General features: G+C 45.3%; 21 protein-coding genes, 1 tRNA gene, 2 pseudogenes and 1 riboswitch. Of the genes and pseudogenes, 4 read left to right on the top strand and 20 right to left on the bottom strand.

All coding sequences use genetic code 11. From position 1 onward, the window contains the following. A partial coding sequence (locus ACTNDS_RS05440) for a transposase (protein WP_441034258.1) occupies nt 1–281 on the top strand: 281 nt, incomplete at its 5' end. Between the two features lie 73 nt (nt 282–354). Here ACTNDS_RS05440 and ACTNDS_RS05445 read toward each other — a convergent pair. The 9 genes and pseudogenes from ACTNDS_RS05445 to ACTNDS_RS05485 all read right to left on the bottom strand — a co-directional run. Next, the gene (locus tag ACTNDS_RS05445; RefSeq protein WP_441034260.1) at nt 355–606 is read right to left on the bottom strand and encodes a hypothetical protein; all 252 of its coding nucleotides are present in this window, start codon (nt 604–606) and stop codon (nt 355–357) included. A gap of 296 nt (nt 607–902) precedes the next feature. Further along, a complete protein-coding gene (locus ACTNDS_RS05450; protein ID WP_441034262.1) occupies nt 903–2,822 on the bottom strand; it encodes an NlpC/P60 family protein in 1,920 nt (639 codons plus the stop codon). A gap of 298 nt (nt 2,823–3,120) precedes the next feature. Beyond that, nucleotides 3,121–3,696, bottom strand: a complete 576-nt coding sequence (locus tag ACTNDS_RS05455; protein ID WP_303243181.1) for a zinc dependent phospholipase C family protein — start codon at nt 3,694–3,696, stop codon at nt 3,121–3,123. A gap of 146 nt (nt 3,697–3,842) precedes the next feature. Beyond that, complete coding sequence (locus tag ACTNDS_RS05460; RefSeq protein ID WP_044997246.1) at nt 3,843–4,073, bottom strand: hypothetical protein; 231 nt, start codon at nt 4,071–4,073, stop codon at nt 3,843–3,845. Nucleotides 4,074–4,128: 55 nt separating this feature from the next. Next, nucleotides 4,129–4,386 carry a hypothetical protein gene (locus ACTNDS_RS05465; protein WP_441034265.1) on the bottom strand — a complete coding sequence of 86 codons (258 nt, stop codon included), beginning with the start codon at nt 4,384–4,386 and terminating at the stop codon, nt 4,129–4,131. A 224-nt stretch (nt 4,387–4,610) separates the two neighbouring features. After that, complete coding sequence (locus tag ACTNDS_RS05470) at nt 4,611–6,023, bottom strand: amidophosphoribosyltransferase (protein WP_173743385.1); 1,413 nt, start codon at nt 6,021–6,023, stop codon at nt 4,611–4,613. A gap of 87 nt (nt 6,024–6,110) precedes the next feature. Then, nucleotides 6,111–7,043, bottom strand: coding sequence for a homoserine O-acetyltransferase MetA (metA, locus tag ACTNDS_RS05475; protein ID WP_019161931.1), 933 nt, complete (start codon nt 7,041–7,043; stop codon nt 6,111–6,113). A 30-nt stretch (nt 7,044–7,073) separates the two neighbouring features. Continuing rightward, on the bottom strand, nt 7,074–9,032 hold the full coding sequence (gene ligA, locus ACTNDS_RS05480; RefSeq protein ID WP_441034268.1) for an NAD-dependent DNA ligase LigA: 1,959 nt from the start codon (nt 9,030–9,032) through the stop codon (nt 7,074–7,076). Between the two features lie 13 nt (nt 9,033–9,045). After that, nucleotides 9,046–9,774, bottom strand: a pseudogene (locus ACTNDS_RS05485) (pseudouridine synthase); the annotation flags it as partial. Between the two features lie 114 nt (nt 9,775–9,888). Between ACTNDS_RS05485 and ACTNDS_RS05490 the strand changes: the two are divergent. Further along, nucleotides 9,889–11,145, top strand: a complete 1,257-nt coding sequence (locus ACTNDS_RS05490; RefSeq protein ID WP_441034270.1) for a polysaccharide deacetylase family protein — start codon at nt 9,889–9,891, stop codon at nt 11,143–11,145. A 135-nt stretch (nt 11,146–11,280) separates the two neighbouring features. Here ACTNDS_RS05490 and ACTNDS_RS05495 read toward each other — a convergent pair whose 3' ends face one another. From ACTNDS_RS05495 to ACTNDS_RS05535, 9 genes are all read right to left on the bottom strand, one after another. Then, on the bottom strand, nt 11,281–12,297 hold the full coding sequence (locus tag ACTNDS_RS05495) for an SH3 domain-containing protein (protein WP_441034272.1): 1,017 nt from the start codon (nt 12,295–12,297) through the stop codon (nt 11,281–11,283). Nucleotides 12,298–12,351: 54 nt separating this feature from the next. Beyond that, nucleotides 12,352–12,423, bottom strand: a tRNA-Arg gene (locus ACTNDS_RS05500). Nucleotides 12,424–12,638: 215 nt separating this feature from the next. Continuing rightward, entirely contained in the window at nt 12,639–14,264 is a 1,626-nt protein-coding gene (locus ACTNDS_RS05505) for a Na+/H+ antiporter NhaC family protein (RefSeq protein ID WP_441034274.1), read from the bottom strand. 176 nt (nt 14,265–14,440) lie between these two features. Further along, nucleotides 14,441–14,607, bottom strand: a riboswitch (Lysine riboswitch). A 77-nt stretch (nt 14,608–14,684) separates the two neighbouring features. Then, on the bottom strand, nt 14,685–15,479 hold the full coding sequence (locus tag ACTNDS_RS05510) for a hypothetical protein (protein WP_441034276.1): 795 nt from the start codon (nt 15,477–15,479) through the stop codon (nt 14,685–14,687). A gap of 67 nt (nt 15,480–15,546) precedes the next feature. Then, the gene (locus ACTNDS_RS05515) at nt 15,547–16,581 is read right to left on the bottom strand and encodes a DUF6077 domain-containing protein (protein ID WP_441034278.1); all 1,035 of its coding nucleotides are present in this window, start codon (nt 16,579–16,581) and stop codon (nt 15,547–15,549) included. Between the two features lie 3 nt (nt 16,582–16,584). Then, on the bottom strand, nt 16,585–18,879 hold the full coding sequence (locus ACTNDS_RS05520; RefSeq protein ID WP_433844545.1) for a xanthine dehydrogenase family protein molybdopterin-binding subunit: 2,295 nt from the start codon (nt 18,877–18,879) through the stop codon (nt 16,585–16,587). A gap of 1 nt (nt 18,880) precedes the next feature. Then, nucleotides 18,881–19,348, bottom strand: a complete 468-nt coding sequence (locus ACTNDS_RS05525) for a (2Fe-2S)-binding protein (RefSeq protein WP_173743419.1) — start codon at nt 19,346–19,348, stop codon at nt 18,881–18,883. Beyond that, nucleotides 19,338–20,156 carry an FAD binding domain-containing protein gene (locus tag ACTNDS_RS05530; RefSeq protein ID WP_441034281.1) on the bottom strand — a complete coding sequence of 273 codons (819 nt, stop codon included), beginning with the start codon at nt 20,154–20,156 and terminating at the stop codon, nt 19,338–19,340. Before ACTNDS_RS05530 ends, ACTNDS_RS05525 begins: the two co-directional genes overlap by 11 nt. A gap of 74 nt (nt 20,157–20,230) precedes the next feature. Further along, nucleotides 20,231–21,331, bottom strand: coding sequence for a DUF362 domain-containing protein (locus ACTNDS_RS05535; RefSeq protein ID WP_441034283.1), 1,101 nt, complete (start codon nt 21,329–21,331; stop codon nt 20,231–20,233). 286 nt (nt 21,332–21,617) lie between these two features. Here ACTNDS_RS05535 and ACTNDS_RS05540 point away from each other — a divergent pair, with 286 nt between their 5' ends. Next, the gene (locus ACTNDS_RS05540) at nt 21,618–22,031 is read left to right on the top strand and encodes a DUF6465 family protein (RefSeq protein WP_433844549.1); all 414 of its coding nucleotides are present in this window, start codon (nt 21,618–21,620) and stop codon (nt 22,029–22,031) included. Between the two features lie 121 nt (nt 22,032–22,152). Then, complete coding sequence (locus ACTNDS_RS05545) at nt 22,153–23,517, top strand: MATE family efflux transporter (protein WP_441034285.1); 1,365 nt, start codon at nt 22,153–22,155, stop codon at nt 23,515–23,517. 100 nt (nt 23,518–23,617) lie between these two features. Here the strand turns inward: ACTNDS_RS05545 and ACTNDS_RS05550 are convergent, their stop codons facing one another. Next, nucleotides 23,618–23,803, bottom strand: a complete 186-nt coding sequence (locus ACTNDS_RS05550; protein ID WP_441034287.1) for a hypothetical protein — start codon at nt 23,801–23,803, stop codon at nt 23,618–23,620. Nucleotides 23,804–23,814: 11 nt separating this feature from the next. Then, nucleotides 23,815–24,427 (bottom strand): annotated as a pseudogene (locus tag ACTNDS_RS05555) (ABC transporter ATP-binding protein). Between the last annotated feature and the right edge of the window lie 135 nt (nt 24,428–24,562).

The raw sequence follows: 24,562 nt of genomic DNA on the forward strand, positions 1-24,562 counted from the left end.
AGCCGGAGGAAACGAAAACGGGTGAAAAATGGCATTATGAAAAAAGAAAGGTTGTGAAGTTTTTCCTGAAACCGGATAAAGAAAAGATGAGCCGGAGGATGTGCCTGTCGGAGCATCCGTTTGGAACAATAAAACGAGCAATGGGAGCCACTTATTTTCTTTTAAGGGGAATACGGAAAGTGGCTGGAGAGTTTGCGCTCTTTTGTCTGGGTTATAACCTGGAACGGGCGAAGAATCTCCTTGGATTTCAAAAAATGATGGAATTGATGGAACAGGCATAAGCCTCTTTCTTCATCCTGTGTATTTTATTCAGTTTTCAATGTCACAGATGAAGGAAAGGGGCTAAATTTATGCCTAAAAATAAGGTTTTCGGACAGGCTGAGGGATGGTCACACCTGTAAGCTGGACTACCTTCAGTCCCAGCTGCATCTGAAGGGCACGGGCAATCATTTCCTCAGTGATAAATCCATTTTCTACCAGAATCTCACCGATTTTTTTATCGCTTCCCTTCTGAAGCTGCAGGGCTTTTTTTAATTGTTCCTCTGTCAGGACGTTCTGCTTTATGAGCAGATCGCCCAAACGCATTCTTTCACGTCTAAGTGCCATATTTTTCAGTCTCTTTTCCGGTATTTTTCCACATTAGCTGCCTGGCAGCTGACTTTCATTTATGGGTAATATCTGTACTGCAGATATCTGTAATTATAAGTATAACATGTTTATACCTAAGATTAACAAAAATAGTACAATTTGTCAATATTTTTACCACACTTAGAGCAGTTATGGTTAATAAAAACAACAAAAATAACAAATGCAAAAAAGGCACTGACCAGAATCCAGCCTTTTCTTTTCTGCTGAATTCCTGATCAATGTCTTTTATATTTTACCTTATACTCTGCCGAACATTATTTTGCCTTAAATACTGTCACATCACTCTTGGAGAGGTCAATAGTCTTTGGCAGGATGGAGGTCTTTTTCTCCACTGTGCCGGATGTCAGTGTAGCAGTTCCGCCAGAGATCGTGTTGGAATTAATGGCATCCTGCAGGGTATTGCTTACCTTTACATCTGCAGTAAAGATATCGCTGCCTGAACTGATGGCTGTGCTGCTGTTCTGCATTTCCTGGATCTGCGCCTCTGTAGGATAGAAAGACGGCTGACGGATGTAACGGAAGCTTGCGCTGTAGGCCTCGCCTACTGTAACTCCGTTCTTGCTGGAGGAGCAGTGTACTGCGATCCAGTCACCTGCATCTGTCTTACCGCAAAGGATACCTACGTGGTTATCGCTGCCTGCCTCCGGTCCCTTCTGGAATACCAGGTCTCCGGGCTGTGCATCTGTCTCAGTAACCACATTTGCCTTCTCCCACTGGTCAGAGGTTCCGTCTCCTACTGCTGCCTGCATTGTCTGATCCTGGTAGCCATTGATCACTGCCCAGGTTACAAAGCCGCTGCAGTCCAGGCCGTATGCACGGATGGTACCTGTACTCTTGCTGCCTTCTGCAGAAACCTTCTCAGCTGTACCCCAGCTTGGGTCAGTACCGATCTTTGTGGACTTACCGCCCCAGAAATATCCTACCTTGCCTACCAGAGAGTAAGCTGCGGAAATTACATTTACACGTTCCTCGGACACATCATCCCCAACACTCTCACGCACAAAGCCCTTGGCTGCTGTAACTACTGCACAGAGAAGCTTACAGTCTGTCTCCACATATTTTTTCAGAACCTTACGGTCCTTCTTGGAAATTTTATTCTTCTTAATATAGTAATTGATCTTACGGTTGCCGTATGTAACATGGGTAATGTTCTGCTTGTCCCTGACAACCGGGTTCATCTCTGCAAAAATCTTCGCCAGATCATCCTTACAGGAACCATCCAGGGTAAATTCTGTTTTGCCTGCCTTGCTCTGCTGATAGATGTAGACTGCCAGGATATCCTGCCAGTTTCTCACCAGAAGGCTGTCTGCAGATGTGCTGATTCCGGATCCGGACAGGTCACTGGCATCTGAAAGCTTATTTTTCTCCTTGTATTCCTTCTCAATGGAGTCCATAACTGCTGAGAAATCATCGGAGAAGGTGAGATTATAATTTTTCTTCAAGCTGTCCAGATAGAAATCCTTACCAGCATGGATATTGGATGCATAATATACAGGTGTGCCGGTAATACCTGTAGCTGTGGTGCTGTTATTATCGGAAAAATCGTTTTTCTTGCTGGCTTTATTTTCTTCTTCCTTTTTCTTCTCTGTTTCCAGAGTCTGAATGCGGGCTTCCATCTCCACCAGAAGGTTATAGTTGGATACTTCCTTCTTCTCGTCTTCAGTCAGAGTTTCATAAGCAGTACGTACGCTCTGCACCAGAGATTTCTTCTCCAGGGTGATTGTCTGAAGATGAAGCTCATTGATACGGTCGATCACTGCCTTGGCATTATCTGTGATCAGCGGTGCCGGTGTAGGTGTATTCGGAAGCGGCGTCACAGATGGCGCCGGTGTAGGCGTATCCGGAAGTGGTGTGACGGATGGCGCCGGTGTAGGCGTATCCGGAAGTGGTGTGACGGATGGCGCCGGTGTAGGCGTATCCGGAAGTGGTGTGACGGATGGTGCCGGTGTAGGTGTGTCCGGTGTCACTGTGGGCTCCGGGGTTACAGGATCGGGCTGGGGTTCCGGTGTCGGAGTCTCCGGTGAACCGATATCCACTCCATCATCACCGGATGAAAAATCATCGGAATAAGCGGTCACTGTCTCCTCTGCTGCCATAACTGAGACCGGTCCTGACAAAGTCATACCGGATGCCAGAGTCAGGCACAGGAACTTCATTAGGTATTTATTCTTCATATATTTAAAAGGCTCCCTTCTTTTCGCGAACATGTCTGTTATTTCCCCCATTATCTTCGGCATGTGTAAAACGGACCAAAGATCCGCTTTCGCTACTTCTTCATGAGCGCAATCACGTCCGATCACGTTCAACTAACTCGGATTTATTCTAGCATATTCATTTTTGTAAATCAACCTTTGACGAAAAGATATCTTTTGGTTTTATTCAAATTTCATTTTTTCTTCACATTTCCTTCAGATTTTTTCCGGAACAAAAAAGACAGCCCGGGCATTCTCTGCCCTGAAAGCTGTCTGTTTTTTATGCTGCAAGATATTGCCGTCCTGTACCGAGCTGCACCAGGCCCTGAATCACCTGGAAGCACATGTTCAGAATAAAACGGATATCCTCCTCCACACAGCGGAGCTTGTTCAGATACCGTTCATGGGCTGCCTCGATATAATCGATCAGTGTGGCAAAGGTATCGAAGCGAATTGCCGGCTGCAGGTATCTGCAGGCCTCTCCTCCCTGTATGCAGGACTTGAGTTCATTTTTCAGCACCTTTTCATAATGATTGTGCTGGGCAAGACTGCCTGTATATGTTTTGTTATGAGGAAAAGTAAAATAATCCGCCATATAGTGAATCACTTCTCCGAAACGCCGCCAGTATACTCTCTCATTGCTCTGCTCCGGTGTGGTAGCAGCCAGCCGGCGCATGCTCTCCTTCACCTGGTCAAAGGTTGTAAAATACTCATGTCGTTTCGTTATAAAGGATGGTCTGATATCCGGAAGGATACTTCCCAGACAGAACGCTTTTCTGTGGGACTGCAGGCTGGAAGCTGCTGACATCTGGTCTGCGAGATATCTTGCAAGTAAAATATGTGATTTTTTACGCAATGTTTTCCTCTTTTCTTTCTGTAAAAGATCTGCCCTGTCATGTATACTGACAGTGACAATCATCTATAACCAACAGAATACACTATAGCAGATATCCATTGCTTATTCAATCCGTTTCGGAAAAATATTTCTAAAATATTCTAAAATTATTTCTGGGTCAGATCCATAAACTGGCCCAGCAGTTCCAGATCACTGGCCTTTACTTTCAGATTTGTCTCCAGTCTCTCACCCTCCGGAGTAACAAAGGCGATCTCCAGCACACTATCCTCTCTGATTCCTCTCTGGGATACTGCCCTGCAGAATGCCGGAAACTTGGGATGGTTTCTCTTAAAAGTATTCCAGGCACCGGCGGCCTTCATCATATTACCTATATCCATAATTCTTTTGTCCTTTCCTGCTGTCAGGCAGTTTCTCTTTGAATACTGCTTATGGTCAGGATCTTACCATACAGCACAGCTGGGCAAATCTCTCATCTCTGGTGCGCATACATGCTATGTAATCATCGATCACCCTGCGCACCTGATAGGGAATATCCAGCTTTTCATATCTTTGTTCCAGTTCCAGAAGATCTCTGTTATCCTGACAGATATATTCATCCTCTGTCTCCAGTTTTTTTGCCAGTTCCATGATTTTTTCAGCTTTTTCATCCATAATGTTCTCCTTGCGTTGGTTTACATCCTGTGTGTTCATTTCGGTCTCCTTAGTTTCATAGAAAATTGGTAACTGCGCTTGTCCGGAAAAGAATTCCCGGCAATGAATAAGCGCAGTTATATTGTGTGTATGTGTGTTAACATCTATTATTTTATAAAGAGATACTCAGATTGTCAACGAAAACCGTACGACATAATGGTTGATAAATCGACATAATTCGACTTTTTTCGCTCAAAAAATTCTGTTTTACATTCTCAGATGTCTTATTCCTTACCATTAAAGCAATATGTACATACATTGCAGGGTTCAATTCCAATGGCTTCCAGAAGATCATCCAGTCTGTGATAGCGAAGAGTTGTAAAATTCTGCATTTTACAGATATCCTGTACCATCTGCTCATATCTTTCTGTACGCGGGTCTGCATACTCATCCAGAATCTCCTGGGGACAGTTTGGACCTTCTCTTTTCTCAATCACCTGGCGGGCAATCAGTTCCATTTCGGATTTGGAGCGGGAGAAATTCAGGTATTTGCAACCATACATAATTGGAGGGCAGGCAGGGCGGACATGTACTTCCTTTGCACCGCTTCTATAGAGAAATTCTGTTGTCTCACGGAGCTGAGTTCCACGCACAATGGAATCATCAATAAGAAGAAGTTTTTTGTCCTTGATCAATTTGCGCACAGGGATCAGCTTCATCCTGGCGATCAGGTTTCGCTGGTTCTGGTTGGTGGGCATAAAGGATCTTGGCCAGGTAGGTGTATATTTAATAAAGGGTCTTGCATAAGGAATGCCGGATTCATTGGCATAGCCGATGGCATGTGCAATACCGGAGTCCGGAACACCTGCTATAATGTCCGGATGAACAGAATCGCCATCTCTTTTTGCAAGCATGCTTCCGCAGCGATAACGCATATCTTCTACGTTCACGCCCTCGTAAGATGCTGTTGGGTATCCATAATAAACCCAGAGGAAAGAACAGATTTTCATTTTCTTTCCCGGTTCTACCAGAGTCTTCACACCGTCTGCTGTAACAAAAACAATCTCTCCGGGTCCCAGTTCCTTATAATCTTCATATCCCAGATTAATATAGGCATGGCTTTCAAAGGACAGACAATAAGAACCTTCTTTGTGACCAATCTCAATAGGAGTTCTGCCCATTTTGTCACGGGCTGCATAGATTCCGTCTTTTGTCATAAGAAGCAGTGACATGGAACCATCAATCCGCTCCTGTACATACTGGATTCCTTCTACAAAATTATCTTTTTCGCAGATCATGGCTGCGATTAGCTCTGTTACATTGACAGTTCCGTTGGTCATTTCCTGGAAATGTACCTTGGTGTTATCATACATCCACTGCAAAAGTTCATCATAATTGTTAATCTTTCCCACAAAAGTAAGGGCAAAGCTTCCGATCCTGGAATTAAACAGAAGTGGCTGGGGTTCATAATCGGAAATACATCCAATTCCCATGTTTCCCTTCATAGTTCCCACTTCTCCGTCAAATTTCGTACGGAATGGTGTATTCTCAATGTTATGGATGGCGCGGTCAAAACCCTGTTCTCCATACACAGCCATACCGCCGCGGCGGGTACCCAGATGGGAATGATAATCCACTCCGTAAAAAAGTTCCAGTACGCAATCTTCTTTTGATGCTACTCCAAAAAATCCGCTCATAATGTGCTCCTCTCTGTTTCCATAATCCCTATTAGTATAGCATACTGCTTCTGATATTTTCAAGCACTGCAAGAAATCCTATTTAATTTAAATCTCACTGAAATCCGGTGTTCCGTACAGGTCGAATGGAGTTGACTGGTAGACGTAATAATTCAGCCAGTTGGTATACAGGTTATTTGCGTGAGCTCGCCACATAAGGAGCGGGCGATTCTCAGGGTTGTTGTCTTTGTAATAGTTTTCCGGTATCTCGATAGGCAGGTTTTTACTCACATCACGTTTGTATTCCCCGTCCAGTGTCACACGGTCATATTCCGGGTGTCCCATCACAAATATCTTGCGGCCACCGTCTGCCATTGCAAGGAAAAGCCCTGCTTCGTCTGACTCAGCAAGCACTGTCAGCTCTTTGCAATTATGAATATCCTCGATGGGAACTTCCGTATGTCTGGAATGGGGTGCCAGGAACATATCGTCAAAACCGCGTACCAGCGGAATCTTGCGGTTCATCACCTTATGCCAGAAAAGGCCAAACATTTTTTTGTCCAGTTTGCGTTTTTTCAGTCCATAGTGGTGATAGAGCCCTGCCTGGGCAGCCCAGCACAGATAAATAGTGGAGGTAACATGGGTATTTGTCCAGTCCATGATCTCTGTCAGTTCATTCCAGTAGTCTACCTCTTCAAATTCCATCTGTTCCACCGGCGCACCTGTGATGATCATTCCATCGTATTTATTTCCCTTCAGCTCCGGGAAGGTCTGATAGAATTTATTCAGATGACTCACAGAGGTATTTTTCGCCTCATGGCTCTGTACTGCCATAAAGGTCACATCTACCTGAAGAGGGGTATTGGACAGAGAACGCAGAAGCTGCAGCTCTGTCTCCTCCTTCAGAGGCATCAGGTTCAGAATCAGGATCTGGATAGGCCGGATATCCTGATGGGATGCCCTGGACTCATCCATTACGAAAATATTTTCTCTCTCCAGAATTTCTTTTACTGGAAGATCACTCTGTATTTTAATCGGCATTTTATGGTCTCCTTTCCTTTTGGGTCAAATTTAATGCCCTGCAAGCTTCAAAAATTCTTCCTCGGATATTACAGGGATTCCAAGTTCCCTGGCCTTTTTATTCTTGGAAGAATTGGAAGTGGTATCATTGTTAATCAGATAATTGGTCTTTTTGGTTACAGAACCGGTAACCTTGCCTCCAAGGGACTCCACCAGTTCCTTTGCCTGATTCCGGTTGTCAAAATGCTCCAGACTTCCGGTAATAACAAAATTCATGTTCTGGAAAATCTGCTCTCCCTTTTTTTCTTCTTTCTTAATGGCAAGGTGGCTCATAAGATGATCCAGCTTCCGGTTGTTCTCCGGGTCTGCAAAGTATTCTGTCAGACTTCTGGCGATCACCGGACCAATGGTATCAATGGAGCTGACTTCCTCCTCATCTGCGCGACGGATTTTCTCCAGGTCATCATCAAAGTGTCTGCAGATCACCTTTGCATTGGCCAGTCCGATGTTGGCGATTCCCAGACTGTAGATCACCTTTGCCAGAGTTGTTTCCCTGGCCTTTTCCAGACTTGCCATAAGATTTTCGAAGGATTTCTCACCAAAGCCCTCCATGGTCACGATTTCCTCTCTGTGTCTGCTGATCTCAAAAATATCACCAAAATCATGGATAAAGCCTCTGGCAATAAATTTCTCCAGGGTTGCTTCTGAAAGGCCATCAATATTCATGGCGTCCCTGCTGGCAAAAAGAGCAAAAGCCTTAATCTTTTTGGCAGGACAATCCGGGTTGGTGCAGTAAAGGGATTCCACCTCATTTACCCTGCGGATCTCTGTGCTCTGTCCACAGGCCGGACAGGTATCCGGAATAGGAAGCTCTCCGCTCTTTGTAAGATTTTCAGCAATCTGGGGGATGATCATATTTGCTTTATACACGGTGATCCTGTCTCCGATTCCCAGCTGCAGTTCCCGCATAATGCTGATGTTATGCACACTGGCTCTGCTCACAGTGGTACCCTCCAGCTCCACAGGATCAAAAACTGCCACCGGGTTGATCAGACCTGTGCGGGACGGGCTCCATTCAATCTTCTCCAGCCTTGTCTCCCGGATCTCATCTGCCCATTTAAAAGCAAAGGCATTTCTGGGAAATTTGGCAGTACGCCCCAGGGAATCTCCGTATGCGATATTGTCATAAAGTGCCACCAGACCATCTGATGGAAAATCATTCTCTGTAATCGCTGCAGAAAAATAATCCATGGCCTGGTCCAGGGTAGCTGCCGTTACCTTGCGGTATTCCACCACCTCAAATCCCTGGTTTTTCAGCCATTCAAACTGCTCTGCCCGGGAATTATGAAAATCTACATTCTCCGCACTTACCAGGCCAAAGGCATAGAACCTTACATTTCTCCTGGCTGTGATCTGGTTATTCAGCTGACGTACAGAGCCGCTGCACAGGTTTCGCGGGTTTTTATATCTGGCATCCACATCCTCTATGGATTCATTGATCTGTTCAAAATCAGAGTAGGTAATGATCGCCTCCCCACGCAGCACCAGTCTGCCTGCATAAGGGATTTTTAAAGGGATATTCCGGAATACCCTGGCATTGTTGGTAACTACCTCGCCTACTACACCATTTCCTCTGGTGACAGCCTTTGCCAGTTCTCCATTTTCATAGGTAAGAACAACCGTCAGTCCATCCAATTTCCAGGAGAGCAGGGTCTCATGATCCCCTATAAATTCCCGAAGCACTTCCCTGTCCTTGGTCTTGTCCAGAGACAACATGGGAGATTCATGTTCTTCCTTAGGAAGCTGGTCTACCGCCTCATACCCTACCTTTGCGGTGGGACTGTTTGCCAGTACGGTTCCTGTTTCCTTTTCCAGAGCCTGAAGCTCGTCGTACATCTGATCGTATTCTCTGTTGCTGATGAGCTCTATGTCCTCCTGGTAATAAGCCCTGGCTGCTCTGTCCAGTTTTTTTACCAGCTCTTTCATTCGATTCATTGCGGCTGTTTCCATGATGCCCTCCTGTTTCTATTACTGTTTCACTGGTGGAGGAGGCAAGAAGTCTCTGAAGCTCCTCCCACTCTACCGGTGTGATCTCCCGGTACTGTCCCTCCGGGATTCCCTCCAGAGTCAGGTTCATGATCCGGAGACGTTTGAGTTTCTTTACCTCATAGCCCAGATACTGACACATCCGTCTGATCTGGCGGTTCAGGCCCTGGGTGAGTATGATCCGGAAGCTGCATGCTCCGGTCTGCACCACCTGACAGGGTCTTGTCACTGTATCCAGGATAGGTACTCCTGCACTCATCCGGCGGATAAAGTTTTCATCTACCGGTTTATTTACTGTCACAAAGTATTCTTTTTCATGGCGGTTTCCGGCGCGCATGATCTTATTTACCAGATCTCCTTCATTGGTGAGAAGGAGCAGGCCCTGAGATTCCTTGTCCAGTCTGCCCACAGGATATATCCGCAGGGGATAATCCAGGTATTCTGTCACAGTGGTTTCCTGACGTTGCTTTTTTGTACTGCAGACAATTCCTCTGGGTTTGTTAAATAACAAAAGTACTTTTTTTTCATTTTTCTCTACAGGAATCTGATCGATACAGATTTCATCCTTCCCGGATACCTTCTGGCCGCTCACAGCTTCCTCCCCGTTCACTGTGATCCTGCCTTCCAGGATCATTCTGTCCGCCTCTCTGCGGGAACAGACTCCTGCATCACTTAAAAATTTATTGATTCTGATTTTTTCGTCCATTGTTTTATTATATAGTTATTTGTATATTTTAGCAATTAATTTTTCGCCGTTGTCTTTTTCCCCAAGATACGTTATGATAAGAAAGCAAAAGATAAAATACAAAGGAGGCATTTTATGGCGGGCCATTTTTTCCGGACAAACCGCTGGCTGGTGACAGCTGCTGTCCTTGTGTGCATATTATCCGGAGGGCTTTTTACACGCTCTGCCGCAGCACCGTCCCAGGATCATTCCGAGAACAGCACCGGAGTGCTCATAGCAGAAAATACCAAAGACAACAAAAGTACACAAACCACTGAAAAAGTAACAGATCTCAAAGAAACTAAAAGTACAAAAGATACCGGAGACACTGAGAAAAAAGCAACCATAACTCCAACTCCTGCAAAAAGCAGCGCAAAGGAGGATTCCTCTGCTGACAAGAATCAGGAAACAGGAAACAAGGTTTCTCCTGAGGCAAAGAAGGGAGTCTGGACGACTTCCGGCAGTGACTGGATCTTTCTGATAGACGGCAACGCCTATACAGGCTGGCTTACAGACACAGATGGAAAGCGATACTATTTTGATAAAGCAGGAATTATGCAGACAGGATGGGTTGATGCGGAAAATAAGCGTTATTATATGGATCTGGATGGGATCATGCAGACAGGTGATATTACTGTAGACGGCAAAACCTATCATTTAAATGCAGACGGCTCTCTCCAGGGCTATGAACCATCCGCTGCCACAGCACAGTCAGATTCTTCTGGCAAGAAATCAAAAAAGAAGAAAAAAACTCAAAAGACTATTGCCCTTACCTTTGATGATGGCCCAAGTTCTTTTACAGACAGACTTCTGGATTGTCTGGAAGCCAACAATGCAAAGGCCACCTTCTTTATGGTAGGTAAGGAGATCCTAAGCTTTCCTGATGAAGTCAAACGGATGAAAGCTCTCGGCTGTGAACTGGGCAACCATACCTATGACCATACAGATCTGGCCACCTTATCTGCCTCTGATATCAGTTCCCAGATTTCCAGGGTAGATCAGGAGCTGGTGAATCTTACAGGACAGGGCGCTACTGTGGTACGGCCTCCCTATGGTTCTGTAAATGACACAGTCAAAGCTACTGTAGGCACACCTATGATCCTGTGGTCCATTGATACGCTGGACTGGAAAACCCAGGATGTCCAAGCTACAGTGGAGGAAGTAATGAATAACGTACAGGATGGTTCTATTATTCTGATGCATGATATCTACAGCACTTCTGTAGATGCTGCAGAGATTCTCATTCCACAGCTGATCGAGGACGGATATCAGTTAGTGACAGTCCATGAACTGGCAGCCGCCCACGGCAAAGAGCTGAATCCAGGTATTACATACGGAGAATTCACAAACTAACCGAATAACTGCGGAGCAGTTATTCGGTTATGAGCAAGCAGCGAAGCGGATTGCGAATATCCGCTTGACTAAAACCAGCGTAAAAAATAAAAGCTGCATGATTCGCAGCTTTTATTTTTTACCCATTATTTTTTATTATTCCTGTTCTTCCTCACCGGAGCCTGAATCCTGTGAATCATATTCCTCCGAATCTGAATCGCCGGAATCCTCTGAAGTATCTGAATCTGAATCAACAGATTCTAATCCGTCTGTGAGGAGATCTCCTCTGATATATCCGGTCTGACCGTCATAATCAATCTGAACCCATTCCCCGTCAGTACCAGTCTTCTCAACCTGCTCACCTTCTGAGATCACGCCAAGAATCTCAGAATCTGTGTTTGCCTCTGCGCGCACATTACATTCCTCTGCCACAGTGAGAAGTGTGCCATTCTGTGCCTGTACAGACACATCAGACTCATCACCCAGACCATTTAAGAATGCTGCCAGTGCCTCATCCTTCTGCTGTGCCTGATCCAGTTCATTCTGTACCTTTGTCACCAGCTCTGCCACATCACTGTCTGAGAGCTGCTTCTCCAAGTATGCAGAAATATCCGGGTCCTGCATGGCATCATTATCAATTATCCAGCTGCCATCGCTGTTTTTGTACACATAGAACTGTGTCAGCGCCGGCGCCTTTGTTTCAATATTCTGACAGATGTATGAGAAGCAGGCGTAAACCACATAGGAATCCTCTGTCATACCTTTCTTTGTATATACGTCTCCTACTTCATACCCTTCGATATAATCCTTCAAGTTTGTGACCTTTGACTCATCTGATGGTGTAAAATCATCTTCCAGAGTCTTCAGCGTTGCAATATCTTTTTCCCCCAGAGCTTTGTAATAGCTCTTAATTAATGCAGTAATATCTGCATCTGCTTTTTCCATGGAATTGGCGTCTTCTTTCTTCTCGTCAGACTCCCCTTCATTTGTCGGAGAAGAAGGAACATTTCCCTGGTCCTTTGCTGCCGTCTTCTGTCCATCGCCGGAATTCCCCTTATTACTTCCAACGCAGGCGCGAACGCCAAAGAACAGAACAAGCACAATTATCAGAATCGCTCCACCCAGCATAAAATACCGGAGGTTATCTGATAACCATTCTCTAAAATCATCCAAGTTCTTGTCCTCCTTATGATACAACGCATCGGAACTGTTCATCGTCCCGTGCAGTACACCTGAAGGGAATCGAACCCCCGCACATGGTACCGGAAACCACTGCTCTATCCACTGAGCTACAGGTGCAAGTAACATAATTTGATCATCTGAATTTTATTTGTCAAAGATGTTCTCAATCAGTTATCATGATTCTATCACAGAGCCCGATAAATGTAAAGTTTTTTTTACGAATATACTCAAATGCATGAAACTTCCAGACTATTTGTACATTTTCGCAAACAACTTCTCTCATATTATATCAAGAGGCACCTTCTGGTGAAAGCGCCTCCTGACAGATCAGATTATTCTGTTTTCAAATCATCAAATTTGATTCTGATAATAACCAGGGTAATGATCATCAGAATTGCAGATACCGGAAGTGCGATCCACGGTGTCTGCACAAAGCCTGCTACTATATAAGACAGAAAGGACACCACTGCTGCCACTATTGCATAAGGAAGCTGGGTGGATACATGATTTACATGATCACACTGAGCACCTGCAGAAGCCATGATCGTTGTATCAGAAATAGGAGAACAATGATCTCCGCATACTGCACCTGCCATACATGCTGAAATAGAAATGATCATCAGTTCATGGTTGGTTCCTGAGAATACATTTACCACAATAGGGATCAGGATACCAAAGGTTCCCCAGGAGGTACCTGTAGCAAAAGCGATCACTGCGCCGATCACAAAGATAATTGCCGGCAGGAAATTCATAAATCCGCCTGCTGATGCCTGTACTACTCCGGCTACAAATTCAGATGCGCCCAGGCTGTCTGTCATTGCTTTCAGTGTCCATGCAAAGGTCAGGATCAGAATAGCAGGTACCATTGCTTTAAATCCATCCGGCAGACATGCCAGACAATCTCTGAAATTCATAACACGGCGAACCATATAAAGAACAATTGTAATAATCAGAGCAAAGAAGCTTCCCAGTACCAGGCCTACAGAAGCATCACTCTGGGAAAAAGCAGTTACAAAATCAGTTCCGCTGAAAAAGCCGCCTGTGTAGATCATTCCGATAACACAGCACACTACAAGGCAGATAATCGGAATCAGCAGGTCGATTACCTTTCCTCTTGGATTGCCGTTTGCATCCTCCTCCGTATTGGCGTATGGACGGGAGGCAGTGGTATAAATATCTCCCTTTAATGCATTGGTCTCATGAACTCCCATAGGGCCGAATTCCACCTTCATCAATACCATAGCAACCATCATGAAAATGGTAAGCAATGCATAAAAGTTGTATGGAATAGCACGTACAAAAAGAGAAATTCCATCCTCTCCTTCTACAAAACCGCTGACTGCTGCTGCCCATGAAGAAATAGGGGCAATGATACAAACCGGCGCTGCTGTGGCATCAATAAGATATGCCAGCTTTGCACGGGATACGTTATGCTTATCTGTTACCGGACGCATAACGCTTCCTACTGTCAGGCAGTTAAAATAATCATCAATAAAGATCAGGACACCCAGAACAATTGTAGCAAGCTCTGCTCCAGCTCTGGTTTTGATCCTCTTACTTGCCCAGCGTCCAAAGGCTGCTGAACCTCCTGCTCTGTTCATCAGGCATACCATTGCTCCCAGGATTACCAGGAAGATCAGGATACCCATGTTATAAGCGCTTGTAAGGACACTGATCATCCCTCCCTGGAAAACATGGAGAACGGTTCCTTCAAAGCTGAAATTTGAATAAAACAGGGCGCCCACCAGGATTCCCACAAACAAAGAGCTGTATACCTCTTTGGTGATCAGTGCCAGCGCGATTGCTACCAGCGGTGGTACCAGTGACCAGAATGTGCCGTAAAATTTTGCTGATGCAGCGGATGATTCCTCTGCTGCAAGTACTGTCAGTGGTGATGCCAGCACAAAGAGCATGACCATTGACAGAAAAAGTGATACTTTTTTCAGATTGTTTCTCATTTTTTCCTCCCTCTTTTTGTTTCCTTGAGATAATATGTAAATTTCTCCGGATCCACAGGGCAATCTTTTCAGAGATCAAGCGGATATTCGCAATTGAAGCAGGGGACTTACTTGATTCGATTAAAAAAGCCATGAATGCGTACGAAACACATTCATGGCAACTATTCTGCTTAAGTTACTTTGATAGCGCTTCACCCGGGTGACAGTACGACGCATATTCTGCGTCATCCCAGGAATCCTCCTCCTGACTGGCCTGATTCCTTCGGCGGTCTTCCCTTTCACCGGATGACTGTCATGTCATATTTCCCGGCATACTGATGAATCCCGCGCCTCTATCATTACATATTATTCTGTTGTTATGTGAAGCTACCTGCACTCTCCTCCGGGAGACACCAGACAACTCTCTATTTGTTTACTTTATCAGCTTTCTCCGGATTTGGCAATAGGAAAACGGAAAATATTATAATCATTTACAGCAGTCACCCATTTATATCCGTAATGTTCCATAGCTGCAAAGGCTTCTTCCTTCTGTTCCTGCGAAAGCTGCAATACGAGAAACTGAACCTTCTCTTTCCTTGCCCTCTTTCCTATTACCTTATAATCAGGTTCTTCTGCACTCATCCTTGTGTACAGATGTCTGGCATTTCTGGAACGGGCACCCCTGCCATCTCTGCCGAAGGCAAGCTGAAAGGATGGGTCATATACTCTCAGATAAGGTGCAATACTGTTATCCGCAGCGATCAGTGAATCCTCTGCACTTCTTTCAGCCAGAAGTATATTGGCGACCTGCGCTGCTTCCTCCGGAACCTTCTGATGATTGGACACCTTCACATAATTTCCGGCACTCCATACACTGGTGCCACTTACAGCCAGAATTCCCACACAGGCAATTACAAAAACTGCCTGCAGGCCCTTTTTTCCGATCCTGGACAGAAGGGAGGTCACCACCAGCGCCAGTGCAGGCACTACCGGAAAGAGCCAGATCACTCTCCAGTATACCAGACCTCCGATACATTTCTGGATTAAGGCAGCTGTCACAGGGCAAAAATATAAAAAGCACAGAAGACACTGAAAAGCGATCAGATAACCTGTATTTTTTCTCTTTCTCTCAAAAATCAGCAGATACAAAAATGCTGCTGCCCACAGATATGGGTACCAGCTGCTGCCCCAGTACTGCTCCCACCAGAAAATTATATAATGTACTACATTATCCATAGTGTCTGTTCTCCTTTATCCGCTGTTGCATACAGCAGTTCCTTTGTATTCACGGGATTTACCCTGCTCACAGGCATAAATATACACCGCCCAGAAGCAGGGATGGCATACAGCACAAAATCCCATAGAGAAATCTCCGAGGAGAACGGTTCTTCACCAATGCCAGCAGTACAAACAGGCCTGTCACAACAGGGGCCAGCATAATCCCCATAGAGGAAACATGGCAGGCTGCCAGATTGGCCAGCGCCAGAAGAAGCCACGGGTATTCCGGCTGGTCTTCCAGCATCAGAACAAACCCAAGATAGATAAGGAAGGGCAAAATCACTGCTGCCAGCACTGCTTTTCCCTGCCAGATACGCACCAGCAGAAAATTGCCTCCCGTATATACAGAAAATCCGGAAAACCAGATGATCACAGCACAAAAAAGCAGAAACACCCCCTGCTCTCTTCTTTTTTCCGCAAACCACAGTCTGCCAAACTGGTGATACACCAGATAGGCAGCCAGCAGAAATACCACAGGATAAATGGTGTGTGCAGTCACAGCCGGATGAAGACCTCCCGACAGCTGACTGATCACAGCCAGAAGCACCGGAAAGGGTGAGAGCACATATCTTCTGGGCAAAACTGCATATTCAGCCCCTGAATAGGGATTATATGCAAATATGGAATCTGTATGCACAGAGGTCGTGGCTGTTGCCACATAAAAGGCATCGTCAGCGTCCATATGGGCATAATATACGCATACACCAATCTGCACCAGTATCACTCCTGCTGCGATCCACATCCAGGGAGAAATTTCCGGAATGGATTTTCTCAGTCTTTTTCCATAAGGACCTGCACTGCCGGCAAACCCGTACAGGCCATAGGCTGCACAAAGCCCCATTACTAAAGCAAACAAAAGTGTCACCAGATGTAAGGATAATTTTCGGAAAATCCCCGGCAGGATAAGAAGCTGTGCCACTGCCAGCATAAGCAGAAGTCCTGCCAGAAAGCTTTCACCCAGCGTATAGTCTTTCTTTTTCTTTACAAATGGAATCCCGGCAGCTGTGGGTACAAAAATGAGCCAGAAGCCTGCCAGTACTCCCTTTACCATCATCTGCATGATTTATTTTAAGCCTTTCTTTTTCAGAATGCCCATGGCAATTTTCTCAGGCAGGATGGGAAGCTCCCTTACGCGCACTCCTGTAGCATTATAGACTGCTTCTGCAATAGCCGGGCATGGAGTATCGATTACCAGCTCTCCGATAGACTTGGCACCAAAAGGTCCTGTCTTTTCATAGCTGCATTCAAAGTCTACCCGGATATCCCCAATGTCCTCTCTGGTAGGGATCTTGTACTGCATGAAGGAGTTATTGCGGATTTTTCCCTTCTCTGTGTACTGTACATCCTCGCTTAAGGCCATTCCGATTCCCTGTACCAGACCTCCCTCAGTCTGCACGCGGGCAAGGTTTGGATTGATCGGTGTACCGCAGTCAACCACTGCCACATAATCCAGTAATTCTACACTTCCTGTCTCCGTATCCACTTCCACCTCTGCCATACCAACCATAAACGGCGGAGGAGAAAGAGGTGAGGAATGCTGTCTGACCACCTGGAGTTCTGTATTGTTAAAGCAGGTTCCCTTCAGTGCTATGGCTTCCAGAGAAACTCGTCTGCTCTCTTCCTCTGTGCAGTAAACAAAGGAACCGTCAAAATCTACCTCTGCCTTATCTGCTTCCAGCATCTCAGCGCCTACCTCACAGATTTTAGCCCGCAGATCCTGGCAGGCTTTGACTACTGCCATTCCTGTCGTGTAGGTAGTAGCAGAGGCGTAGGATCCGGAATCATAGGGTGAAATATCAGTATCCACGCTGAATACTACAATATTGTTCATAGGTGTTTCCAGACATTCTGCAGCGATCTGGGACAGAATCGTGTCACAACCGGTACCCATGTCTGAACAGCCCAGTGCCAAAGTATAAGAGCCATCCTCATTAAGCTTGATATCTGCACCGCCTACATCCAACGCTGCAATTGATGAGCCCTGCATTGCCATGGCCACACCTACTCCACGGACTTTGCCGTTGCCCATATCCCGGCATGGATATTTGGCATCCCAGTTCATCATTTCCTTTGCTCTGGCCATACAGCGGTCCATGGTACAGCTCTGAGCATAAGGAACATCATGATAGCCTGGCAGGGGTCCTCCCTCCAGAGGCATGTTCAGTTCCTTGATCTTTACAGGATCCATTCCCATTTTGTGTGCCAGTTCATTTACTGCAGACTCCACTGCATAAATTCCCTGTGTAGCCCCATATCCTCTGTAGGCACCTGCAGCCTGCATATTGGTATACACTACATCAAAGGAAAAACGATAGGCTGCTGTATGTCTGTACAGGGCAATGGACTTATGCCCACTTAAACCTACTGTAGTGGAGCTATGCTCACCGTAGGCACCGGTGTTGGACAGAGTATGCACATCAATGGCCTTAACAATACCATTCTCATCTGCTCCCACACGGACTGTGATTTCCATCTCATGGCGTGGAGAAGAACAGATCATGGATTCGTATCTGGAGAAAACGATCTTGGAAGGACGGCCTGTCTTCCAGGTTACAATAGCCGGATAAATATCACTGATGGAGGTCTGCTTTGCTCCAAAACCTCCTCCGATCCTGGGCTTGATCACACGCACCTTCGATGCCGGAATATCCAGTGCCCTGCCCACGATCCTGCGCACATGGAAGGGAATCTGAGTAGAAGAAAGAACTGTAAGTCTGCCAAAATGATCCATGTAGCAGGCTGTGCGGAAGGTCTCCATCATAGTCTGCTGGTTTGCTTTTGTATGATAGGTCTGTTCTACTGTATATTTACATTCCGCCAGCACTTCATCTACATTTCCCTCTTCCTCAACAGCCAAAGCACAGAGGTTTCGTTTATTGTCTCCTCCCAGAGGGATTTTCAGTTTCCAGTCATCCTCAGGATGAACCAGAATAGCATTATCCTTTGCCTGGTGAATATCCAGAACAGGAGTCTCTACTTTATATTTTACTTTAATTCTCTTTAATGCCAGGTCTACTGCGGCCTCTGTCTCACCTGCTACAATGGCAACAGCATCTCCCACAAAACGCACATGGCGGTCCAGGATCAGACGGTCATCCGGGCTCATCTCCGGAGCGGTCTGTCCTGCCAGGGTAAAACGCTTCTGAGGTACGTCCTGCCAGGTAAGGATGCAGGCAATTCCCGCTACCTTTGCAGCATTTTCTGTCTTTATCTCCTCCACCCAGGCATTTGCATGGGGGCTTCTTAATATCTTGATAATAAGGCAGTCCTTTGGTGCCAGGTCATCTGTATATACAGGTTTTCCGGTCACCAGAGCCATGGCATCTATTTTGGGGACTGGCTGATTTACATATTTCATTTTATGCTTCCTCCTGTGCTTTTTTATACTGAAGGAATTTCAGTATTCCTCTTGTCTGTGAAACAAATCCGGAACAGCGACACAGATTACCGGAAAGATATTCCTTGATCTGCTCCTCTGTGGGATCTGTAAGCTCCTTTAACATGGCAAAGGTGTTCATGATAAATCCCGGATTGCAGAAACCACACTGCTCTGCGCCTTCATTTGCAATAAAGGTTCCCAGCTCTTGGGCTTCCTTCTGCATTCCCTCCAGTGTTACAACCTTTTTGCCATCTGCCCGGGCAGCCAGTGTGGAACAGGAAAGAACCGGTTTCTCATCCATCAGTACTGTACACAATCCGCAGTTCGCTGTTTCACAGCCTCTCTTTACACTATAGCAGCCCTTTTCCCTGAGAAAATCCAGCAGAAGGGTATCCGGCTGGATTTCCTCCTGACGCTTTACTCCATTGAGCCAGAATTCAATTTTCATCACTTACACCTCCTACAGTCTCCCAGGCTCTTCTTGTGAGAACCTGCACAAGCAGACTACGATATTCCTGAGAAGCTCTCATGTTGCCGGAAACAGGCACGCTCTTTGCCGCATATTCAGCAAAGCCGTGGATGGACTGTATCTTTTCTTCTCTGTTCATTGTATCAAAGCCGGACAAAAGCCCCTGTGTATCCTCCACAACCATAGCTCTGGCAGGTCTTGCCCCGATGACTGTACGGGGACATCCGTTGATCAGAGATGCGGTACAGGTGAGCACAGGAAAATCTGTCTTCGTATTTCTCTGACTCAGATAGCAGACTGTAAGAGGAACCTTTTTTATAATCATATTTACCAGAATGTCATTGTCCTTTTTCATATTCACAAATTCAGTCAGCGGGATACGTCCTCCATGGAAAAGCTCCACATAGCTGTCCATGCCAAGAAACATGGTCAGTACATCGGAGAAACCAAATCTTCCGTAAATACTGCCGCCTACAGTGGCACAGTTACGGAACTGTACTCCCACAATATGACGCAGACTTTCCCTCATAGCTCCGCCAGTGTATGTATTCAGAGCCTCATTTGTCTCCAGGTCACGAAGAGAAGTCATACATCCGATCACAAATTCCTGATCATTCTCTGTAATCTGATCCAGCCTCAGCCCGGACAGGTCAATGGCAGTGGTCAGATTTCGGTTTCCCATTTTCATCCACACCATTCCTCCCAGGATTTTCGCCGTTTTTTTCTGGTTCAGCTCATAAGCTTCTTCCAGACTGTTTACCTTTACATAATTTTTAATTTTCAGCATGATAGAACCCTTTCTTTCATTATCTTCAGAAACAGATTACTATTTTGATTCTATCATAGATCAAAAGCAACTGTCTACTGTAAAAAATTCTCGATATATTCCTTCAGAAATTCATAAATCTGATTTTCTGTAGGCGGGCATCCATTCAGATTATGCTCAAACCTGCAGGTGCAGGCACCCACACCCAGTTTTCCTGTTTTGCCACGATATCCCTGGCCGATGCATATCTTGGTATCCAGTTTTTCAAAAAGACCGTCATTTTTCAACATTTCCAGAGCCGGGATCAGATAGCCATAGCAGGCACTGCAGGATTCCACTTCTTCCACTGCATCCTGTAATTCCACCACTTTTCTGGATTTAGGCAGAGTCTTTTTTGCAGTTTCTTCGCAGAAAATAATTTCCGCCTGTGCCAGATCTGCACTTCCTGCTCCCAGCTCCTCCGCCAGTTTTACATATGGCACATCACTTGTCTGATAATGCATAACCTGACATACATAGGCATCTATGAGAACCGGATCCATCCCTGCCCATATACGGTTCATCACTACCGGATTTCCTCCGTCCTCAAAATCAAGATCTCCGCAGATATTATCTACCACAATAAAATCCTGATGGATTCCCATGTTCAGATGAGCGATAGGTTTATGGAGGCCAAGGGCATGAAATCTCCTCTTTTCTGTATTGGGGATCAGACCCTTCATATTTTTTAGTGCACAGGTGATTTTTGTCTGGCAATGTCCTTTCAGAACAGGAACATTGATCAGGAAATCAATTTTCTCTACACTGCTGCAGATTTTCAGATCCATGCCGCCGCAGTCTCTGTCCACGCCTGTGTCCTTCTGCATATCCCAGAAAGGAACCTGATATTTTTCGGAAAGCTCCCTGTAACCACAAAGTTCATAGGCTTCTGTGGTTTTGTCTCCCACCCAGGAACCTTCCAGCATGGCAATTTTAGCGAATCCTTTTTCCTGAAGATATTCAATGATACCTGCCACTATCTCCGGATGAGTGGTAGCTCCCCAGGAAGCTTCTGTAGGTGAAACCAGGTTGGGCTTGATCCCGATCTGCAAATCCGGAGATAAGATCTGTTCTGCCAGATCACACTGCTCCAGAAGTTCTTTTGTCATTTCTTTGTATTCTGTTCCACTTTTAATATAGATTTCATTTTTTTTCATATGCACCTCTGTCAAAGCCTGTTTTCCAGGCTGTCAATTATTGTATTTTATTTCAGTATAACACAGGTTCTGATGCTTCACAATCAAGCGGATATTCGCAATCCGCTTCGCTACGTAGCTCTACACCGAATAACTGCTCCGCAGTTTAGTTAAAATTTGACAATATGAGTTTTTTGTGGTACGGTTGACAGGAAAATATTGACACTACCGTAACTGTTCAGCGACTTTAGAGAATGGCTGACTGATGAATGGTTACCGCACAGTTAGAATCGAGGAGAGGAATTTTATGAGAAAAAAATCAACTACAAGAACCAATGCCGCTAAAACAACTGCTGCAAAAACAACTGCTACTATCAAAGAAGCTACCACAAAAGCTACCGAGCTGGCAAAAGAAACTGTTGAAAAAGCTATCGATAAAGCTCCTGAAGTGATCGAAGAAGCAAAAGCTACAGTAAACAAAACAGTAAAGGAAGTTGCACAGAAAATGGAAACAAAGAAAATCGCAGAAACAACAATTGAGTTACCTGGCTGTGCAGTTACCATGACAGCTATTGAAGAAGCAGTGAAAAAAGATATGGATGCAAAGGAAATTTCCGGCAAGGAGATCAACGTATACATCAATGCAGATCAGAAAGCTGCATATTATACAGTTGACGGCGAAGGTGCTGACAACTACAGAATCGACCTTACCAGCCTGTAAAGAGATCTGTACAGTTTACAATTTTAACTGTCTGGAAAAGCCATATCTGTCTATTATCTGCAGATATGGTTTTTTTGCGCACAGATATTTACAGTTCTCATAATTATTCAGGAGAAGCAACATGAACGATACAAATATCAACCATAATAATTTTAACCGGCAGCTGCTGAAATTATCTATTCCAATTATTATCCAGAATCTGCTTAGCGCTGCAGTAAGTTCCTGCGATGTTGTCATGCTCAATTACGTGGGACAGTCTTCTATTTCCGCAGTGTCACTGGCTGCCAACTATTCCAATGTACTCTTTATGGTATATTACGGAGTGGGCACCGGGGCTTCCCTTCTGTGTGCCCAGTATTTTGGCAAAAAGGATCTGAAAGCCATACATATTATCGAGGGAATTGCCCTGCGTTTTTCCCTGGTAATTTCTCTGCTGGTGGCCCTGATTGCCTTTACCATGCCGGACAAAATGATGCAGATTTTCACCTCCGATCCTGAGCTTATCAGGATCGGAGCCTCCTATCTGCGGATCATGGGAATCACCTATCTGTGCTGGAGTATTACAGAAATATATCTGTCTATCCTGCGCAGCATCGGACGGGTAACTGTCTGTATGATCCTGAATCTCCTGGCCTTTGTATTGAATATCATCCTTAATGCAGTCTTTATCTTCGGGCTGTTTGGCGCACCCAAACTTGGGGCTGCAGGTGTTGCCATTGCCACTGCATCCTCAAGACTTGTGGAATTACTGGGATGCTTTATTATTTCCTTCTTCAGTAAAGATGTGCGGCTGAACCCCAGATTTATATTTGTCCGCAGCAAATCCCTTCTGAAGGATTTTATTCGCCTATCCCTGCCTGCGCTTGGCAATGATGTAAGCTGGGGTGTAGGCTTTGCCATGTATTCTGTAATCCTGGGTCATCTGGGTTCAGACGCTGTAGCTGCCAACTCACTGGTAACTGTAGTGCGCAATATCGGTTCCGTATTTTGTTATGGGATTGCCAGTGCAGGTACGATCATGCTTGGAAAAACAATGGGCGAAGGAAAGCTTGCTCAGTCAAAGGAATATGCTTCCCGCATGCTGAAGGCAACTGTGGTTGCAAGTATCTTCGGTGGTCTGGCTGTATTGGCTGCTTCTCCTTTGATCATGCGATTTGCCTCTCTGAATGATACTGCCATGCATTACCTGAAATATATGCTTCTTATCAACAGCTACTATATTACAGGCTCTGCAGTAAACACAGCTCTGATCGCCGGGATTTTCCGGGCAGGGGGAGATACAAAATTCGGCCTGATCTGCGATACCATTGATATGTGGCTGTATGGAGTGCCTCTGGGATTTCTGTCTGCCTTTGTCCTGAAGCTGCCTGTATTGTGGGTATATTTCCTGCTGTGCACAGACGAATTTGTGAAATGGCCCTGGGTGATCGGACACTACCGCAAGGGTGAATGGGCCAAAAACATTACCAGGGACGACATTTCCTGATAAGCTTCGATGATCCGCTTTATTCCAAAAACAAGTGTGGCAGACAATTTTTCATTGCCTGCCGCACCTGTTTTATAATCTGATATCACAGTATTTTCCATTATTCTACATTCTTCAGTGCCTCATCCATAGGCACTTTTTTTATTCTTTGAAACTCCAGCAGAGAGATCAGACCGTCAAATTTATTTCCGCTTACTGCGCTGGCCGGAATCTGAAGCATATACTGATATTTTCCCAGTTCCCCCTTCAGTTCTCTGGGCAGACGTTTGCGTAAAGGATTTTTCATTATATGCCTCCTTACCAGTCCAACTCTGCTGCCGGGATCTTATGTTCATTCATGTAATTTTTACGAATCATCCCATCGCGAAGCTTCACCACCCGGTCAGCCATATCCTTGATGGCATCGTTGTGTGTTACCATGACGATGGTGTTGCCGTATTTCTGATTTACCGTCTCGATCAGCTTCAGGATTTCCTTGGAGGTATTATAATCCAGGGCTCCTGTAGGCTCATCGCAGAGAAGAATGTCCGGATTCTTCACAATCGCTCTGCCGATAGCAGTCCTCTGCTGCTGACCGCCGGAAAGCTGATTGGGAAGCTTTCTCTGGTGCTCATAGATTCCCAGCGTATGGAGCAATTCATCTACATCCAGAGGCTTATCACTGAGATAGGCTCCCACTTCTATATTTTCCCGCACTGTAAGATTGGGAATCAGATTATACATCTGAAAAATATATCCCAGATGCTTACGTCTGTACAAAGACAGTTTCTTCTCTGACATATCTGCCAGACGGCCCCAGAAGCACACAAAACTCTCCTCTCTCAATGTCAAGATCCAGTCCCTTCAGCACATCCACCCGGCTGTCCCCTGCACCAAAAGACTTCTTAATCCCCTGTATCTGCAGAAACATTTTTCATTCCTCCCTCATATCACTTGCTGTGGAGCAAATTTTTTTAATATAACACTGCTGTTTTACAGTATTGTTATACAGCGTTAACTTCAGGTTAGTATAAACTTACTTCATTGGTATGTCTTGTCCTGTTTA

Origin of the sequence: Blautia sp. HCP3S3_C12 (genome assembly GCF_052064155.1) — a bacterium.
GTDB lineage: Bacteria > Bacillota > Clostridia > Lachnospirales > Lachnospiraceae > Blautia_A.